The organism is Pigmentiphaga daeguensis (assembly GCF_039523035.1).
GTDB lineage: Bacteria > Pseudomonadota > Gammaproteobacteria > Burkholderiales > Burkholderiaceae_B > Pigmentiphaga > Pigmentiphaga daeguensis.
The window spans coordinates 93,583-110,401 of record NZ_BAAAEN010000002.1 but is presented as its reverse complement, the minus strand read 5'-3'; the positions used below and the strand labels follow the sequence as shown (position 1 = coordinate 110,401).

The following is a 16,819-nucleotide window of genomic DNA, read 5'->3' as shown; positions in this document are numbered from 1 at the left end:
TATAATGAACCATTCCAATTTCCCCGGCCCGGCCTCATGTCCGACCTCGCCAACAAGCGCTTCGTCCTCGGTATGACCGGCGGCATCGCCTGCTACAAGATCTGCGAGCTGGTGCGGCGCCTGACCGAGCGCGGCGCGACGGTGGACGTGGTCATGACCGAGGCCGCGACGCACTTCGTCACGCCGGTCACGATGCAGGCGCTGTCGGGCCGGCCGGTCTACGTGGACCAGTGGGATGCGCGCATGCCCAACAACATGGCGCACATCAACCTGACGCGCGGGGCGGACGCGGTATTGATCGCGCCTGCCAGCACCGATTTCCTGGCCAAGCTGGCGCACGGCATGGCGGACGACCTGTTGTCCACGCTGTGCGTGGCCCGCGCCTGCCCGCTGCTGGTGGTGCCGGCGATGAACCGCGAGATGTGGGCCAATCCGGCCACCCAGCGCAACGCCGCGCAGCTGCGCGCGGACGGCGTCACGCTGCTGGGCCCGGCCGAAGGCGATCAGGCCTGCGGCGAAGTCGGTTCCGGCCGCATGCTGGAACCGCACGAGATCCTCGAGGACCTGATCGCCCACTTCCAGCCCAAGGTGCTGGCCGGCAAGCGGGTGCTGGTCACGGCCGGCCCCACGTCCGAACCCATCGACCCGGTACGAGTGCTGACCAATGTTTCCTCGGGCAAGATGGGCTATGCCATCGCGCGCGCGGCACGCGAGGCGGGCGCCGAGGTCACGCTGGTGTCCGGCCCCACCGCACTGGCCGCGCCACGCGGGGTGCGCCGGGTGGACGTGACGACCGCGCGCGACATGCTCGATGCCGTGATGGCTGGCGTGCCGGATGCCGACATCTTCGTGGCCGTCGCGGCGGTGGCCGACTGGCGGGTCAAGGAGGTCAGCGCCAGCAAGCTGAAGAAAACCGACGGCCGGCCGCCGGCCCTGGAGTTCGTGCAGAACCCCGACATCCTGGGCACCGTGGCGGCCCTGCCGCGCCCGCCCTATTGCGTGGGCTTCGCCGCCGAGACCGAGGACCTGGCCCGCCATGCCGCCGAGAAGCGCGCGCGCAAGCGCGTGCCGCTGCTGGTGGGCAACCTGGCCCAGGACGTGCTGGGCCGCGACGACACCACCCTGGTACTGTACGACGACGCCGGCGAACATCCGCTGGCCCGCCTGTCCAAGCTCGCGGCCGCGCGGCAGCTGGTGGCAGAAATCGGCCGGCGCGCCGGCTCGTAAACGATCCGAGGAGGACCGTCATGCCCTTCGACGCGGAACCCCCCAACGGCGACTACGCCGCCTATATCGACAAGATGGTCAATCGCGGTGCCGGCACGCCGGGCGCGCAGGGCCTGCTCAAGACCGGCACGGGCGGCTTCCGGCCGGCGCTGCGGCTGCCGGGCGCGCAGAAGGACACGCGCAGCCCCGGCCAGCAATACACCGCGGGCACCGGCATCCCGTCCGCGCCCACGGCGCCCTCTGCACCCTCGGCCAACATGCCGGCCGGCGTCAGCGAGCCGGCCTCGCGCGCCACGCTGGCGGCCCAGGGCAACAGCGCGGTCAAGGGCACCGTCCAGATCCTGCTGGGCGTGCTGTTCGGCTTCCTGACCATGGGCAGCATCGCCGCGGCGCTCATGGACCACGACCCGCTCGAACCCTTCAACATCGTCCGCACCCTCATCCTGTTCTTCGTCGCGCGCTCGCTGTTCCGCCGGGGCCGCCAGACGCTGCGCGGCGCTCAGGGCATACCCGGCACGACGCTGCCGCCCTTCGTGCCTCCCAACCGCAATCAACGCTCCTCCCATCGCAACGCATGAAATCCGTAGACCTGAAGATCCTCGACGCGCGCATGCGCGACTACCTGCCCGCCTACGCCACCCCCGGTTCCGCCGGCCTGGACCTGCGCGCCTGCCTGGATGCGCCGCAGACGATCCAGCCCGGCCAGACCGTGCTGGTGCCGACGGGCCTGGCCGTCCACATCGCCGATCCCGGCTACGCCGCGATGATCCTGCCGCGCTCGGGCCTGGGCCACAAGCACGGCATCGTGCTGGGCAACCTGGTCGGTCTGATCGATTCCGACTACCAGGGGCAGTTGATGGTGTCCACCTGGAACCGTGGCCAGGAAGCGTTCGTGCTCCAGCCCATGGAGCGCCTGGCGCAGATGATCATTGTGCCGGTGGCCCAGGTGAGCTTCAACGTGGTGGACGATTTCACGGAATCCGACCGCGGCGCGGGCGGGTTCGGAAGCACCGGCAAGCATTGACCGCGCGTCCATGGCGAAGACCGACGGCGCGGGCGCCGAGACCGACCTCGAGGCAGTGCGCATCTACGAAGCGCTGCGCAAATGCATTTTCCAGGGCGAGTTCCAACCCGGCCACGAGCTGAACCAGGTCCATATTTCCCAGAAATATGGCGTCAGCCGCACGCCGGTGCGCGAGGCGCTGCGCATGCTCCAGGCCGACGGGCTGGCCGAGGCGCGGTTCAAGTACCGGATGACGGTCACCCAGCTCACGGCCGAGGAAGTCGACCAGATCTACGGCCTGTGGATCGCCTGCCAGGCCATCGCCACCCAGGTTTCCATGGGGCGGCTGAGCCGCGCCGAACTGGCCGCCTGCAAGAAGGTGGTGGACAGGATGTCGCGCCAGGGCGACGAGCAGTCCAGCCACTGGCGCGACCTGCACCTGGATTTCCACCGTCGCCTGAACCGGCCGGCGGGCAGGATGTACATCGACAAGATGGACGAGTACTGGCACCGGACCGAGCGCGCGCGCTACTCGCTCGAACAGACCTCGCCCTCGCTTTTCGCCGACGACCACGGCGACCATGCCGGCCTGCTGCACGCCTACGAAACCGAAGACCTCCAGGCGGCGCAGCGCATCCAGACCCTGCAGCTCGTGCGCTCGGCCACCGCTTCGATCAAGCTGATCGACCCCGACTACACGCCGGTATTCATGCAGAACGCGGTGGCGGTCCTGCGCGTGCGCCTGTAGTCCGGGGCGAGGTTCAATCCATGAAGCGCCCGCCGGACATGTTCAGCGTTTCCCCCGTGATGTAGCCGGACAGGCGCGAGGCAAGGAACAGGGCGGCCGCGGCGGCCTCCTGCGAGCGTCCCACGCGTCCGACCGGAATGCCCTTGAGCACGTGCTCCAGGTCCTCCCCCGTCTTGGTCACCTGGACGTCGAACAGCGCCGTGGCGATGGCGTTGACCGTGACGCCCTGCGGCGCCAGTTCCGCCGCCAGCGAGCGGGTGAACGCGATCAGGCCGCCCTTGGCCGCGGCATAGGGGCTGACCCCCGGGTGGGCGCCGGTCTTGCCCGACATCGAGCAGAACGACAGCAGGCGCCCGAAGCCGCGCTGCGCCATCCGGGCCGCGGCATCGCGCAGCAACAGCACGGGCAGCACCAGTTCGTCACGCGCGACCTGGGCATACAGCGCCGGATCGATGTCCAGCGCCTTGCCCACCGATACCGGCGGCGAGACGAAGACCAGGGCATCGAGCGGCCCATTGGCGGCTTCCACCCGATCCAGGAAATCGCCGATCGCGGCCGGCTCCGCATGCGCCGGCACGCGTTCGCCGGACATGTCCGCGATGCCGCCGGGCGACAGGTATCCTGCATGGACCCTGGCCCCATGGGCATCGAAGCCGTCGACCACGGCGGGCCCGACGCCGCCCTCCGCTCCCACCACGAGCACCGACATGCCAGTGACGTCGATCACCGCGGGAAACTGCTGCGCCCCTGTCCGCATCGCCCTACTCCTCCGCCTTGATGTTGTATTGCGCGATGACTTCGCCGTAGCGCCGGAATTCCTTGCCGACGAACTCGCGCATCTCGGCGGTCGTGGACGGCCGCATCGTCAGCCCGAACTTGTCGAGCTGGCCGCGGACGGGTTCGTTGCTGACGATCGCATGGATGTCGCGGTACAGCTTCTCGGCAACCGGCGCGGGCACGCCGGTCGGCAGCATGAAGCCGTACCACGCTTCGGTCGAGAAATCCTTCACGCCCAGTTCGGCGAAGGAAGGAATGTCGGGCGCATGGGAGTTGCGCTGCTCGGCCCCCACGCCCAGCGCCTTCAACTGGCCCGAGGCGAGATAGGGCTTGACGGTATGAGTGGCGATGAAGAACGCCTCGACCTGGCCGCCGATCAGATCGGTCACGGCCGGGGCCGTGCCCTTGTACGGCACGTGCAGGAATTCGGTGCCCGTCTTCTGCTGCAACTGGGCGATGAAGATGTGCGAAGGCGAGCCTATGCCGGCGCTGGCGAACGCCACCTTGCCGCGATTGGCCTTGGCGTAGTCCAGGAACTCCGTCAGCGTGTTGAAGCGCGACTTGCCCGAGACCACTAGCGTCATGTCGCCATAGCCCGCGATGATCAGCGGCTGCAGGTCGCGCATGGGCACGAAGGTATCGGACTTCATCAGGTGCGCGGTGACCGAGATGTTGCTGCCCATGACGCCGACGGTATAGCCGTCGGGCTGCGACTGGGCCAGGACCTGGGCGCCGACGTGGCCCGACGCCCCGAGCCGGTTCTCCACCACCACCGGGACCTTCCAGACCTTCGCCAGCTCTTCCCCGACCAGGCGGGCCAGGCGGTCAGGTCCGGTACCTTGCGAGAAGGGCACGATGAAGCGCACGGCCTTGTTGGGGAAGTCGTCGGCCAGCGCCAGGGACGAACTCGCGGCACAGCACAGGACAAGCAGGAATTTCCAGACTGAACGGGTAAGCATGGCAAGGCCCTCTCATAGAAGCTCTACACGGCACATCCACCGCCAAGCACGCTGCCTGCGCGGCATCCAGAGGCGATGGCTTTCAGGCCACCGTCTCGTTCACCAGTTTCCGTACGTCGACGCAAGCATCGAGATTCGCCACGGCCGAGATCAATGCCTCGGCCTGCGCGGCCCGGCCTGCGCCCAGGTTTTCCTTGAACTTCTCGACCAGGGTGTCGAACGAGATCGGCACGCCGGCCGACCCGGGCGCGGCCTCCCGGCCGCCGCTCCAGCGATTGCCGGCCTCGTCCTCGATCACCACTTCCGACAACAGGTTGGACGGCGAAGCCTGCTCGGCCTGCACCACCCGGACGCGGCCATCCAGCAGCCGGCGCAGCTCGGGCGATTCGCGCAGCGGCGCCTCGAAGCTGGCGGGGCCGATGCCGCCCTGCACCAGCGCGGCCGCGACGATGTAGGGCAGGGAATGGTCGGCGGCCTCGCGCGTGCGGGGCGCGAACGGATCGACGCGGATCTCGTACAGGTGGCGATATACCCCGGGGTCGGCATGCACGGTCACCTTGGCGATCGTGCCGGACGACCGGCCGGCTTCCTGCCATGCGGCACGCGCGCGCAGGGCCGACTGGATGGCGCTCTGCGCGCGCGATCCGACCGGCCAGCGCTTGAAGCTGCCGCGGGTGATGCCTTCGAAGCGCTCGATGCCTTCGATGCGCCGCATGGCCTGTTCCGCCTCGTCGGGGGTAACCTGCAGCTTGGCGAGATAGCCGAACTTCCCTTCGAAGGGGCGAACCACGCCCTCCACACCGCACTTGGCCAGGTGGCAGGCGTAGATCGAGTGCCGGACCCCGTCGCCGCCGTTGAAGCGTTTCCACATGGTCAGCTCGCCATGCGCGTCGAACTCGGAAGACTCCGCTTCCAGCGACGGATAGTTCGCATTCACGGTGATCGAGAACGCCTGCCGGAACTGCGCATGATCGAGCTCCAGCATGTCGCCGACCGCGGCCGTGGCGCCCAGCGCGGTCAGGCACGGGTAGTCCCAGCCTGCGCGGTCGGGATCGATGTAGTCGCTCATGGCGACGATCGTCTCGTAGCCCAGGCACAAGGCCCGCGTCACCTCCCGGCCGCCCGCGCCGGCCGACTCGGCCACCGCGATCACGCCCGTCAGGATGTCGCTGGGATGGGCGCCGCCCAGGCGGCCGAGATAGAAATCGTTGAAGTCGTAGGCGCGCAGCGGCGGACTGTTGAGCAGGGCCGCATGCTCGATGCCGACGCGCTCGCCGGTTCCCCACAGCCGGGCCCCGCCCGCGGGCACCGGAAAGCAGGCGGCAAACTTGCGCGCGCACCGGGCGGCGCGATGGTCCAGCGCACCCAGCACCACGCCGAACGAGTCCAGCACGATCTTCCTGACAGCCTCGCGACAGGCGGCATCGATCTCGAAGCGGCGGGAACGGATGCAGAACGCGGCCAGGCGATCAAGAAATGCATCGTTGGGAGAGACGGCGTGCATGCGGGATTCCTGTGGAAAACGGTTGACGGGGGATCAGCGGGTGATGCGGTACTTCTGCGTGCCCAGGCCGGCGATGCCCAGTTCGATCAGCTCGCCGCCCCGCAGGTAGCGCGGAGGCTTCATGCCCAGGCCGACGCCCGCGGGCGTGCCGGTGATAACCAGGTCGCCGGGCTCCAGCGTCATGCACTGGCTCAGGTAGCTGACGATGGCCGGGCAGTTGAAAATCATCTGGCGGGTGTTGCTCTGCTGCACGCGCTCGCCGTCCACCGAGAGCCAGATGTCGAGCGCATGCACGTCGGCGATCTCGTCCCGGGTCACGAGATAGGGACCGACGGGACAGAAGCGGTCGAAGCTCTTGCCCTTGTCCCACTGGCCGCCGCGATCGAGCTGGAAGGCCCGGTCGGACAGGTCGTTCGCCAGCACGTAGCCGAAGATGTTGCCGGCCGCATCACGCTCGGACACGTCGCGGCAGGACTTGCCGATGACGATGCCCAGCTCGACCTCCCAGTCCATCTTCTCGGCCTTCGCCGGCTTCGGTACGTCGTCATACGGTCCCGACAAGGTCGACGGCGCCTTCATGAACACCACGGGTTCGGCCGGAATCGCCATGCCGGATTCCTTGGCATGGTCGACGTAGTTCAGGCCGATGGCGATGATCTTCCCCGGCCTCGCCAGCGGCGGTCCCAGGCGGGGCGTTCCATCGATCCGCGGCAGCCTCTCGGCATCGACCGCGCCCAGGCTGTCCTGGAGGCCGCGCGCCATGGCCTGCGGATCGATGTCCCGCAGCAGCCCGGACAAGTCCCTCAGCCCGCCCTGCCCGTCCAGCATGCCCGGCCGCTCGCATCCTTCGGCGCCGTACCTGACCAGCTTCATGTGCTGTGCTCCCTGATCATCAATAAATGAAGGCGAGATTGCCTTGCCACCCGGCGCGGTCGAGCAGGTGGACGCGTTTCTCGTGGATCCGGAATCCGCCGTCGGCCCGGCGCAGCAGATAGTCGACGCGGGCCACGATGGCGTTCTTCTCGCCCAGGCCGACCTGGGTCCAGTCGCCGCCGCGGATCTCGTGGATCAACTGGCTGCTCGATACGGACCAGAGACCGCCGCGTTCGTCGGCCACGACGTTCGAGACGAAGTGCAGCGTGCGCGACGGCGGCTGCTGCGCCGGAAACCAGTGATTGACCAGGTGATACACGCGCTCTTCGCGGGCCATCCTGTCGTCGTTCACGATGGCGGCCTGCCGGCCGGGCCGCGCCTGGTCCACCAGCGGCACGATGTAGAGGCCGTCGTCGTCGAACAGGCCGAGCCAGTCGTCGAACCGCCTGTCGTCCAGCAATCGGGCTTCGCGATAAATGAACTGGGTGATGTCTTGCAACATTGCGCTTTCCATGCTCGGTTCCCGCCTCAAGCGTGCTTCGATGCCTGCTGCATCATTTTTTTCCAGGCCCGCCAGAGAGCGCGCTGCGGCGCTTCGCTGGACGGCAGGCCCCGGTAGTCGCCGCTCTCGGTCCGCTCATCGCTGTCCATGCCGCGGTCGAACACCAGCCATTCCACGCTGCTGGCGCGCAGGCCCTGCGTCACGCGCGCGAATATCTCGGTATCGTCGGTCATGCCGAACCCCGACGGCCCATAGAACCGCTCCTGGCTGCGCAGCATGCCGGCGTTGAATGCATCGGGCGCGCCTTCGATCTCGTACGGGTAGATCAGCACCTCGGTCTCGTCGACCGAGATCGGGCGCCAGACCCGGATCTGCTGGTGGATCATGCCCATGCTGGGGAATACGGTGGAGGTCGCCTTGGAGGTGATGCCCGCGAAGGCCGCTTCGCCATGCCTATCCAGCAGCTCGCGATACATGCGTCCGAACTCGCCGTCCAGCAGATAGCCGGGATCGGCCGCCGGCACACGCGCGAAGCCATGCCCTTGCCGGCAGGACCAGGTCTCGCCGCGAAAGCGCTGCTCCCGCATCTCGCGCGAACTGCGTCCCTTGTGCACGCCGAAATCGCCGGTACTGTCGCCGTACTTTGCCTGCAGCTTCACGAAGGCGCCGTGGGTGTGCATGAAGTGATAGGCATCGACGATGTTCTCGGTCTGCAGCTTCCAGTTGCCCCGGTATCGGCAGACATAGGGCTTGGAGGCGATCGCGATGCGGCCCACGGGCGAGAGGTCGAGCTTGGCGTCGATGACGGTCTTGAGTTCGCCCAGGTAGGAAGCCAGCGGCTGGATGTCCGCATCGAGCGACACGAACAAGAGGCCGCGATAGCTTTCCAGCCGCGGCACGCGCAGCAGGCCTTCCGGTTCGATGAAGTTGGCGCCATAGCCGCCCGGGTCCCCTCGTTCGGACACCAGCCGCGTCCTGCCCGCGAGGTCGAAGATCCAGCCGTGGTACGGGCACCGCATTTCCTGCACGGTCCCCTGGTGCTCGCGCAGCAGCGTCGCGCCGCGATGCACGCAGCGGTTGAAGAAGGCGCCGATCTTTCCTTCCTTGTCGCGGATCACGACGATGGGCTGGCGGCCGACGTATGCCGTCTTGAAACTGCCGGCCGACGGAAACTCGGTCTCGTGTCCGACGTAGATCCAGGTCCGCTCGAAGATGTGCTTCATCTCCAGCTCGAAGACGTCCTCGTCCGTGTACGCCTCGGTGCGAACGAGGAATTGCTGCCCGGGTATCTCGCGGACGTAGTCCCCAACATCGATCTCTGGTGTCCTGCTCATGCTTGCCTTTGACACTATCTCTGTCGTGAAAAAGTGGATACACTTTTAGTCTGTTGGCAGCCAGAATCTTTGTCAATCACTTTTCGTACGAATCCACGCCCATGCGTGAAAACCCCCAACGGGAGGCAGTCATGTCGAAAGTCCTGCGCCTAGCGATCGCCGAGAAGCGAACCGTGTTCGGCGGATGGTGTGCCCTACCTTGCGCGTTCGGCGCGGAACTCCTGGCCGCGGGAGGACTGGACTACGTCTGCGTGGACCAGCAGCACGGCCTGATCGACTATGCCGAGGTCACGCCCATGTTCACCGCCATCGAACGCGCCGGCGGCATTCCCGTGACGCGCGTGCCGGCCGCGACGGACTGGATGATCGCCAAGGCGCTGGACGCCGGCGCGCAAGCCGTGATCGTGCCGATGTGCGAGACGCCTGCGCAGGCGGCCGCGGCCGTCGCGGCCTGCCGCTATCCGCCCGCCGGCATCCGTTCCTACGGCCCCATCCGCTCGGCCCTGGTGCGGCAGGCGCGCGATACGGCCACGCTGGGCGACGAGCCCATGTGCTTCGTAATGATCGAAAGCCGCCGGGGGCTCGACAACCTGGAGGCGATCGTCGCCACGCCGGGCCTGGACGGCATCTATGTCGGTCCCGCCGACCTGGCGCTGGGCCTGGGACTGGAGCCTGACCTGGACAAGCCGGAAAAGGAACACGCCGACGCGGTGGCGGCCATTCTCGAGGCCTGCCGCCGCCATGGCCGCGTGGCCGGCATCCAGTGCTCGGGAGGCGCCTCGGGACGCCGGTATGCCGACCAGGGATTCGGCTTCGTCACCATCGCCAAGGACAGCGCGCTGCTCCAGGCCGGCACGCGGCAGGAACTGGCGCGGGCGCGCGGCGACGCGGCCAATCCCGCGGCATCGGGCTATACCTGAAGCGATCGTTGCGGATCGTCGACATGCCAATAAATTTACCCGGGTGATATTGCAATTTCATTTTTACCCGGGTAAATTATCGCCACATTCTTTCTTGTGGTGAATGCCATGCCTGCCCTTACCTGCACCGCCTTCGGCGGCCACCGCCTGCTCGCGAGCGGCCCCTTGCGCGACGTCGCGCTGGCCGTGCGGCGTGCCGCGCGAGCGCCGGACCACGCGCCGATTCTGATCTTCGACGACGCGACCGGGAAAGCCTTCGACATCGACACACGCGGCTCGGAACGCGAGATGCTGGCGCGCCTGGGCCCGCCGCCGTCGGCCGCCCCCGACGAAGCCAGCGCCGCCGGCGAGCCCGCGGCACCCCGCGGCAAGGGACGCCCCAAACTGGGCGTGGTCGCGCGCGAGGTCACCTTGCTGCCCCGCCACTGGGAATGGTTGAATGCCCAGCCCGGCGGCGCCTCGGTGGCGCTGCGCAAGCTGGTGGAGGAGGCACGCCGCGCCCACGCGGGCCAGGACGAGCAGCGGCGCGCGCGTGAAGCGGCCTACCATTTCATGTCCGCCATGGCGGGCGACCTGCCCGGCTTCGAGGAAGCCGCCCGCGCCCTCTTCGCGGGCGACGGCGAGCGCTTCGCGGCGTTGCTGCGCGACTGGCCGGCGGACGTGCGCGACTACGCGCTGCGCCTGGCGGCGGACGCTACCCCTCGATGACGGCCACGACCTGGCCTTCCTCGACCGGGTCGCCCTCGCCCACGCGCAGCTCCAGCACCGTCCCGGCGACAGGCGCCGGGACGGGGATCTCCATCTTCATGGATTCGACGATCAGCAGCGCCGCTTCCGCATCCACGTTCGCCCCCACGGAAGTCTCCACCTTCCATACGGTGCCGGTGATCTCGGATTGCACTTCGATACGCGCCATGGCGCCCTCCCCTGTCGATGTTCCGCGGGCTCACGCGGCGTTCGCCGCGGCAGCCGCCTTCATGTCCCGCACGACCTCGGCCGCCAGGCCGGTGTCGATATCCGCGTTGACGAACCGTTCGTTGCGCAGCAGCGCGAGCACGAACGGAATATTGGTCTTGACCCCTTCGACCACCGTGGCGCGCAGGGCCTCTTCCAACGCGGCGAGCGCGCGCGGGCGATCCTCCGCATGCACGATGAGCTTGGCGATCATGGGGTCGTAGTACGGCGTGACGCGGCAGCCCTGGGCGTAGCCGGTCTCCACCCGTATGCCGGCACCGGACGGCCATTCCAGCCTGGCCAGCGGTCCTGGCGAAGGCAGGAAGCGCAGCGGGTCCTCGGCATAGATGCGCGCCTCGATCGCGTGGCCGTTCAGGCCGATCGAGGGCGGCAGCACCGCATCCAGCCGCTCGCCGAAGGCCAGCCGCACCTGGGCCTGCACGAGATCGATGCCGGTGACCTCCTCGGTGACCGCGTGCTCCACCTGCAGCCGCGTGTTCATCTCCAGGAAATTGAAGCCGCCCTCGCCGTCGTACAGGGTCTCGACCGTGCCGATCACGTCATAGCGCATGTCGGCCAGGATGCGGGTGAGGCGATCGGCCGCGGCGGCCAGCGCGGCGCGCGGCAGGCCGGGCGCCGACGCTTCTTCCACGACCTTCTGGTGGCGCCGCTGGACCGAGCATTCCCGTTCGTACAAATGCCGCACGTTGCCGTGCCGGTCGGCCAGCACCTGGAACTCGATGTGCCTAGGCCGCTCGACCAGCCGCTCCAGGTAGAGGTCTGCGCAGCCGAAGCTGCGCTGGGACAGCGAACGCGCCTGCGCGACGGCGGCCAGCAGTTGCGCGTCGTCGTGCGCGGCCAGCATCCCTATGCCGCCCCCGCCGCCGGCGGGCTTGACCAATACCGGATAGCCGATGCGCCGCGCGGCCGCGAGGGTCGCTTCGGCATCATCGTCCAGCAGCCCGGAACTGGACCCCAGCGGCATGCCGCGCGCGGCCATCAGGTCGCGGGCCCGGGTCTTGTGGCCCATGGCCTCGATCCAGTCCGCGCCGGGCCCGATGAAGGTCGCCCCCTGGGCCGCCACGCGGCGCGCGAAGCCGGCATTCTCGGACAGGAATCCATAGCCGGGATGCAGGCCGTCGGCCCCCGTCTCGGCCAGCACCGCGAGCAGCGCATCCTGGTTCAGGTAGCTGGCGCGCGCATCGGCCGGACCGATCGCTCGGGTCTCGTCGGCCCACGCCAGGTAAGGCAGATCGCGGTCCGCCTCGGAATACACGGCAACGGTACGGATGCCGAGCTGCTTGAGCGCGCGCAGCACGCGGGCCGCGACCGCGCCGCGATTGGCCACCAGCACCTTATGGAACATGGCGCTCGCTCCTCATGCCGGCTCCTTGGGTTCGCCGCAGGCCACGATGCCGCGCTCGACCAGCGCGTCGATCTCGTCGGGCGACAGTTGCAGTTCATCGGCCAGCACCTGCCGCGTATCCTGGCCCAGGTCCGGCCCGGTGTGCATGATCCGCCCGGGGGTGTCGCTCAGCCTGGGCACGATGCCGGGATGATGCAGCGAGCCCAGCTCGGGGTGCGGGATTTCCGGCAGCATGCCGCGCGCGGCGAACTGCGGATCCTCGAAGATGTCGGCCATCGTGTAGACCCTCGACACGGGCACTTCCGCCTCGAGCAGCATGCGCTCGATCTCGCTGCCGTCGTGCTGCAGCGTCCATTCGCTGACGACGCTGTTGCAATAGGGGATGTTCGATCCGCGCGCGCGGATCGAGCTCATGCGCGGGTCCTCCATCAGTTCCGGCCGGCCCATGACCGCGATCAGCCGCTCGAAGGTGGGATTGCTGTTGGCCGCGATCAGTACATAGCCGCCGTCGCGGGTGGGATACAGGCTGTTGGGCGCCATGTTGGGCAGGTTGGGCCCCACCCGCTTGGGGATCAGATTCAGGGTCTTGAAGGCGGGCACGTAGACTTCCATCTGCGTGAAGGCCGTCTCGTACAGGGCCACGTCCACCACCTGCCCCTTGCCCGTGCGGGTCCGGTTCAACAGCGCCGACACCGTGCCGAACGCGGCATAGACCGCCGACAGATAGTCGGTCGTGGCCACCGCCACGCGCGCCGGCGGCCGGTCGGGATCGCCGGTCAGGTGGCGCACGCCGGCCATGGCCTCGCAGATCGCGCCGTAGCCGGGCCGCATCCGGTAGGGACCGGTCTGGCCATAGCCGCTGATGCGCACCATGACCAGGCCCGGGTTGTCGCGCGACAGGTCCTCGTAGCCCAGGCCCAGCCGCTCCATCACGCCGGGCCGGTAGTTCTCGACCAGCACGTCGGTCTTGGCCGCCAGCCGGCGTACCAGGTCCCGGCCTTCCGCGGTCTTCAGGTCGATGACCATCGCGCGCTTGTTGCGCAGTGCCGTGGCGGCGTACAGCGACACGTCGCCCACGTGCTTGCCCATGTTGCGCAGCGGATCGCCGCTGGGCGGTTCGATCTTGATGACGTCCGCGCCGAAATCCGCCAGGATGCGCCCGCACGCGGGGCCGGCCACCGTGGAGCAGATCTCGATCGCCTTGTAGCCGCTCAGCGGGCCGGGATGCCCGGTCAGCCTGGCATTGCTCATTTGCCCGCCCCCAGCAATCCCAGCTTGGCGACGATCTCGCGCATGCTCTGGTACTCCTCTTCGTAGAACCGCGCCGCGTCGCGGTGTCCCATGAAATTGGGCCGGCTCTGGTTGGTCTCGGCCAGTTGCTCCCACATCGGCGACTGGCTCATGCGCCGGCACATGTCTTCCCAGAACTGGATCTGGTCCTCGGAGATGCCCTTGGCGGCGACGATGCCCATGGCCGAGCTGAAGGTCGAATCGATGCCCTGCTCCTTCCAGGTCGGCACGTCGGCGAACTGGCCGCCCAGCCGCTGGCCGGCACTGACCGCGAGCACGCGGATCTTGCCGGCCTTCTTCAGCGCGATCACGTTGGGCGTGGTCGCGGCCACCACGTCCAGGTGGCCGCCGACCAGCGCGACCATGGACTCGGCCGAGGACTTGAACGGCGCCACCACGAGCTTGCGCACGTCCACGCCTGCCGCGCCCAGGGCCTTGGCGGTGCCGATGTGGATGTGGTTGCCGATGCTGGTGGCCACGCCTATGCGCTGGCTGGCGGGATCCCTGCGCAGCCGCTCGGCCAGGTCGGCGGCGGACTGTATGGGCGACTCCGTGCGCACCGCCGCCACCACGAACTCGTCCTGGATCACGGCGATGGGGGTCAGGTCCCGATGCGGCAGGATGTCGAGGTTGCCCGTCAGGTAGCTCGAGATGTAGCCGTGGGAATTGATCGACAGGTAGTGCGGATCGGCCCGTTTCTGCAACAGTACCTCGAAGGCGATCTTGCCGTTCGCTCCCGGCTTGTTGGTGACCAGGAAGGTCTTGCCGCCCGGCACGTGGCTCTCGTCGTAGAACTGCTTCATCGCGCGGCCGGTCTGGTCCAGCGCGCCGCCCGGCCCGGCCGGCACGACGAACTCCACGTTCTGGTCGGGCCGCCACGCACCCCACGCCGGCCGTGCGGCCGCGCCCAGCAGCAATCCTCCCATGCCCGTCCCCAGCGCGGCGATCGCGCGGCGGCGGCCTTGATAGATAGTCTCCATGCTTCCCTCCTGACGGGAATGTGTTCTACGCTGGCACTTCGGTCTCCAACAAACGGCGGATCTCCCGCCAGTTCTCTTCCAGGCGACTGGCGAAAAACTGTTCGGCGGCGTCGGCATCGCCGCGCCGGATGGCATCGATGGCGCTGCGCCACAGGACGAGGGAACGGCGGCGCCGCTCACACGACCGCAGCCCCAGGCTGGTGTAGCGCAGCATCTGCATGGACAGCGAGGCGATCAGCGGGAACAGGCGGTCGTTGCCGCACAGCGCCGCGCACAGCAGGGTCATCTGCGCCGCGGTCTCGCCGTAACTGCGCGCGGTGGCCGGGTCGTCGGCCGTCTCGCCCAGGGTGCAGAAACCGATCTCCAGCAGTTCGAGCAGCCGCTCGGGGCGGTGCTCGGCGGCACGGCGCCCGACCAGGCGCACCAGGCTGGCGCGCACCTCGAACAGGTCCTGGATTTCCTTCTGCGCCAGGAAGGTCGCGCGGGCGCCCCGCCTGGCGTGTATGCGCACCACGCCCTCGCGCTCCAGCAGGCGCATGGCCTCGCGCACCGGACTGCGGCTGACGCCGAACTGCTGGCCGATCTCCTGTTCGCGTATCCATTCGCCCGGTGCGATGGCATGCGAGATGATGCGGTCGCCGACGCTGGCCGCGATCTGCTCGGGCAGCGTCAGCGTATTGGACGGCCCGGCGAACACCCACCAGAACGCGATGGGCGTGCCGCGGTCCTCTTCGAAGGCCTGCAGGAACGCCGCGGCGCGGCTGGTGTCGGGCGGCGCGGGCCGTGCCGGTGTCACGGGCGCACTCCCGCGCGCAGCTTGGGGCCCAGCGTGGTCCGCAGCCGGCCCTGCGCCGCATCGATGAACTGGCACAGGTAGGGCCGCGTCTCGCGGGGGTCGATCAGGTCCTCCACCGCGAAGGCCTCGGCGGTGCGGAATGGCGAGGACAGCGCCCGCAGCTCGGCCTCGATCTCGGCTTCGCGCGCGGCCGGGTCGGCGGCGCCCTGGATGTCCGCGCGGTAGGCCGCCTTGACGCCCCCTTCGATGGGCAGCGAACCCCAGCTGGCGGACGGCCAGGCGATCTTGAAGTTCAGCCCCGAGCGGTCGATCACGCTGCCGCCCGCGACCCCGAAGCACTTGCGCACCAGCACCGTGTAGATCGGCACCGTGGCCTGCGCCAGCACGTAGCGCTGCTGGATGCCGAAGCGCATGATGGCCTCGGATTCGGACTCGACCCCGATCAGGAGACCGGGCACGTCGACGAAGAAGATCAGCGGAATGTTGAAGGCATCGCACAGATCGATGAAATGCGTCTGCTTGCGCGCCGCCTTCACGTCGACGATGCCGCCGAACATGGGGTTGTTCGCCACCACCCCCACGACCTTGCCGTTCATGCGCGCCAGCATCGTGATGACGGCCCGGCCGAAGCCCGGCTGGATCTCGAACTCCGACCCGCGGTCAACGACCATGCCCACCAGCTTCTTCATGTTGTAGGCCTGCCGCTCGGACCGGGGCACGATGTCCACCAGCGCGTCCTCGCAGCGGTCCACGGGGTCGCCCGACATGAGCACGGGCGGCAGCTCCCAGGCGTTCTGCGGCATGTACGACAGGAAGCGCCGGATCTGCGCCAGGCAGGTTTCCTCGTCCGGCGCCACGTTGTCGATCGTGCCGGCGGTGTCGGCGGCGATCTTGGCGCCGCCCAGGTCGTTCTTGTGCAGCTTGACGCCGAAGGCGCGCTCGACCACCGGCGGGCCGGCGGCGAAGATCTGGCTGCTGTCGCGCACCATGACGGTCCAGTGGGCCAGCATGGCGCGCCCCGCCGGGCCGCCCGCCACCGTTCCCATGACCGCGCTCACCACGGGCACCATGCCCATCAGCGACACCGAACGCTCGAAGCCGTCCTGGCCGTAGCCTGGCGTGACCGAGTAGCCCTTGCGCTTGACCGTGTTGACGGTGCCGCCGGTGCCGTCGATCAGGTTGACCAGCGGAATGCGATAGTGGAAGGCCAGGTCCTCGACGAAGCCGCCCTGCCCGCCCTTGCGGCGGTCGCTGCCGAAGCCGGTGCCGGCGCGAATGGTGTAGTCCTCGCCCCCCACCGCCACGGGCCGGTCGGAGATGCAGCCCAGTCCCATCACATAGGGCGCGGGCTCGAAACCGGTCAGCTTGCCCTCCGTATAGACGGCCCGGCCGGCCAGTTGCCCGACCTCCTGGAACGACCCGGCGTCCAGCAGCTTGTCGATGCGTTCGCGCACCGTCAGCTTGCCGGCCGCGTGCTGGCGCGCCACCGATGTTTCGCCGCCGCATGCCCGCGCCAGTTCCCGCCTGCGCCGGATCTCGTCCGCTTCCGCCCGCCAGCTCATGCCGTCTCCTCGGACCGATGAATG

At 68.5% G+C, this 16,819-nt stretch carries 18 protein-coding genes; 6 read left to right on the top strand and 12 right to left on the bottom strand.

Annotated features, from left to right (window positions below; translation table 11 throughout):
• The first annotated feature begins 36 nt into the window (after positions 1-36).
• The 4 genes from coaBC to ABD104_RS03085 are packed head-to-tail and all read left to right on the top strand — an operon-like array spanning position 37 to position 2,978.
• The gene (coaBC, locus tag ABD104_RS03100; RefSeq protein WP_087839598.1) at positions 37-1,227 is read left to right on the top strand and encodes a bifunctional phosphopantothenoylcysteine decarboxylase/phosphopantothenate--cysteine ligase CoaBC; all 1,191 of its coding nucleotides are present in this window, start codon (positions 37-39) and stop codon (positions 1,225-1,227) included.
• Between the two features lie 20 nt (positions 1,228-1,247).
• Complete coding sequence (locus ABD104_RS03095; protein WP_132979317.1) at positions 1,248-1,805, top strand: hypothetical protein; 558 nt, start codon at positions 1,248-1,250, stop codon at positions 1,803-1,805.
• Positions 1,802-2,251 (top strand): dUTP diphosphatase, encoded by a 450-nt coding sequence (dut, locus tag ABD104_RS03090; RefSeq protein ID WP_087839600.1) that lies wholly within the window; start codon positions 1,802-1,804, stop codon positions 2,249-2,251. Before ABD104_RS03095 ends, dut begins: the two co-directional genes overlap by 4 nt.
• Positions 2,252-2,261: 10 nt before the next feature.
• Positions 2,262-2,978: a GntR family transcriptional regulator gene (locus ABD104_RS03085; protein ID WP_087839601.1), complete on the top strand. Its 717-nt coding sequence runs from the start codon at positions 2,262-2,264 to the stop codon at positions 2,976-2,978.
• Between the two features lie 13 nt (positions 2,979-2,991).
• Here ABD104_RS03085 and ABD104_RS03080 read toward each other — a convergent pair whose 3' ends face one another.
• The 6 genes from ABD104_RS03080 to ABD104_RS03055 form a co-directional block, all read right to left on the bottom strand.
• Entirely contained in the window at positions 2,992-3,735 is a 744-nt protein-coding gene (locus ABD104_RS03080) for an SDR family NAD(P)-dependent oxidoreductase (protein WP_343927113.1), read from the bottom strand.
• Positions 3,736-3,739: 4 nt separating this feature from the next.
• Positions 3,740-4,714 (bottom strand): Bug family tripartite tricarboxylate transporter substrate binding protein, encoded by a 975-nt coding sequence (locus tag ABD104_RS03075; RefSeq protein ID WP_087839603.1) that lies wholly within the window; start codon positions 4,712-4,714, stop codon positions 3,740-3,742.
• 82 nt (positions 4,715-4,796) lie between these two features.
• On the bottom strand, positions 4,797-6,218 hold the full coding sequence (locus ABD104_RS03070; RefSeq protein WP_343927112.1) for an MmgE/PrpD family protein: 1,422 nt from the start codon (positions 6,216-6,218) through the stop codon (positions 4,797-4,799).
• A gap of 33 nt (positions 6,219-6,251) precedes the next feature.
• On the bottom strand, positions 6,252-7,091 hold the full coding sequence (locus tag ABD104_RS03065; RefSeq protein ID WP_087783384.1) for a fumarylacetoacetate hydrolase family protein: 840 nt from the start codon (positions 7,089-7,091) through the stop codon (positions 6,252-6,254).
• Positions 7,092-7,110: 19 nt separating this feature from the next.
• On the bottom strand, positions 7,111-7,593 hold the full coding sequence (locus tag ABD104_RS03060) for an aromatic-ring-hydroxylating dioxygenase subunit beta (RefSeq protein WP_343927111.1): 483 nt from the start codon (positions 7,591-7,593) through the stop codon (positions 7,111-7,113).
• Positions 7,594-7,619: 26 nt separating this feature from the next.
• Positions 7,620-8,927 (bottom strand): aromatic ring-hydroxylating oxygenase subunit alpha, encoded by a 1,308-nt coding sequence (locus ABD104_RS03055; RefSeq protein WP_343927110.1) that lies wholly within the window; start codon positions 8,925-8,927, stop codon positions 7,620-7,622.
• Positions 8,928-9,058: 131 nt separating this feature from the next.
• Here ABD104_RS03055 and ABD104_RS03050 point away from each other — a divergent pair, with 131 nt between their 5' ends.
• The gene (locus ABD104_RS03050; RefSeq protein WP_343927109.1) at positions 9,059-9,847 is read left to right on the top strand and encodes an HpcH/HpaI aldolase family protein; all 789 of its coding nucleotides are present in this window, start codon (positions 9,059-9,061) and stop codon (positions 9,845-9,847) included.
• Positions 9,848-9,955: 108 nt separating this feature from the next.
• Positions 9,956-10,555 (top strand): DUF2239 family protein, encoded by a 600-nt coding sequence (locus tag ABD104_RS03045; protein WP_343927108.1) that lies wholly within the window; start codon positions 9,956-9,958, stop codon positions 10,553-10,555.
• Here ABD104_RS03045 and ABD104_RS03040 read toward each other — a convergent pair.
• The 6 genes from ABD104_RS03040 to ABD104_RS03015 are packed head-to-tail and all read right to left on the bottom strand — an operon-like array spanning position 10,542 to position 16,795.
• The gene (locus ABD104_RS03040) at positions 10,542-10,763 is read right to left on the bottom strand and encodes an acyl-CoA carboxylase biotin carboxyl carrier protein subunit (protein ID WP_087783379.1); all 222 of its coding nucleotides are present in this window, start codon (positions 10,761-10,763) and stop codon (positions 10,542-10,544) included. The two genes, ABD104_RS03045 and ABD104_RS03040, sit on opposite strands and share 14 nt — an antisense overlap.
• A 30-nt stretch (positions 10,764-10,793) precedes the next feature.
• Complete coding sequence (locus tag ABD104_RS03035) at positions 10,794-12,167, bottom strand: acetyl-CoA carboxylase biotin carboxylase subunit (protein WP_343927107.1); 1,374 nt, start codon at positions 12,165-12,167, stop codon at positions 10,794-10,796.
• Positions 12,168-12,179: 12 nt separating this feature from the next.
• A complete protein-coding gene (locus ABD104_RS03030; protein WP_343927106.1) occupies positions 12,180-13,418 on the bottom strand; it encodes a CaiB/BaiF CoA transferase family protein in 1,239 nt (412 codons plus the stop codon).
• The gene (locus ABD104_RS03025) at positions 13,415-14,437 is read right to left on the bottom strand and encodes a tripartite tricarboxylate transporter substrate binding protein (protein WP_165963077.1); all 1,023 of its coding nucleotides are present in this window, start codon (positions 14,435-14,437) and stop codon (positions 13,415-13,417) included. The genes ABD104_RS03030 and ABD104_RS03025 overlap by 4 nt, the downstream gene beginning before the upstream one ends.
• 25 nt (positions 14,438-14,462) lie before the next feature.
• Positions 14,463-15,233, bottom strand: coding sequence for a GntR family transcriptional regulator (locus tag ABD104_RS03020; RefSeq protein ID WP_343927105.1), 771 nt, complete (start codon positions 15,231-15,233; stop codon positions 14,463-14,465).
• Complete coding sequence (locus ABD104_RS03015; RefSeq protein ID WP_343927104.1) at positions 15,230-16,795, bottom strand: acyl-CoA carboxylase subunit beta; 1,566 nt, start codon at positions 16,793-16,795, stop codon at positions 15,230-15,232. The genes ABD104_RS03020 and ABD104_RS03015 overlap by 4 nt, the downstream gene beginning before the upstream one ends.
• Between the last annotated feature and the right edge of the window lie 24 nt (positions 16,796-16,819).